Consider the following 556-nt stretch of genomic DNA (forward strand, 5'->3'; position numbering starts at 1 on the left):
AATGTCAATATCACTAATAGGTTGCCCTAATAGTTGATTGCGCACTGCTCCCCCTACGATACGTGCCTCCTCCCCCTCTAAAGATAAAATACGAAGAAGTGTTTGGACATCACTTTGTCGTAACCACGCAGCCTGTTTGAAGTTCTGCCTTATATTCACCCTTTAACCTTTCAAAAAAGTTGTCTTCACTGCTTTCAAAAACTCTCTTCATAAAACAAAGTTTTTAAAACATTCCTTATAAAACATGCAGCTTTCTTTCAAAAAAACTTTTCTCTATCTATACATGAATATGAAAAAAAAACGGCTTATGATGCTTCTTTTCTTTTCATTTTCTGTTACAAACAATAAGATATCCATTATCGTACAGAGAAAATTACCATTTTTGCGACAAACACCTTAAGGAAAAAATATGAGTCACCGTGATCCAGCATCTAATTCTGTGAAAAAGGTTAATACTAAACATGAGGCCCAAGTCATTATTGAGGATATTGATACGGCACACCAAGAATTAGATATTATACAACAAGAAATTGACAAAGTTATTTTTGGGCAAAGT

General features: G+C 34.2%; 2 pseudogenes. One reads left to right on the forward strand and one right to left on the reverse strand.

Annotated features, from left to right (window positions below):
* Window positions 1-159, reverse strand: a pseudogene (locus tag ACFINC_RS11805) (CCA tRNA nucleotidyltransferase); the annotation flags it as partial.
* Window positions 160-409: 250 nt separating this feature from the next.
* Between ACFINC_RS11805 and ACFINC_RS11810 the strand changes: the two are divergent.
* Window positions 410-556: pseudogene (locus ACFINC_RS11810) on the forward strand (AAA family ATPase); the annotation flags it as partial.

Source organism: Bartonella sp. AP58NXGY (genome assembly GCF_042195785.1).
Classification (GTDB): domain Bacteria; phylum Pseudomonadota; class Alphaproteobacteria; order Rhizobiales; family Rhizobiaceae; genus Bartonella.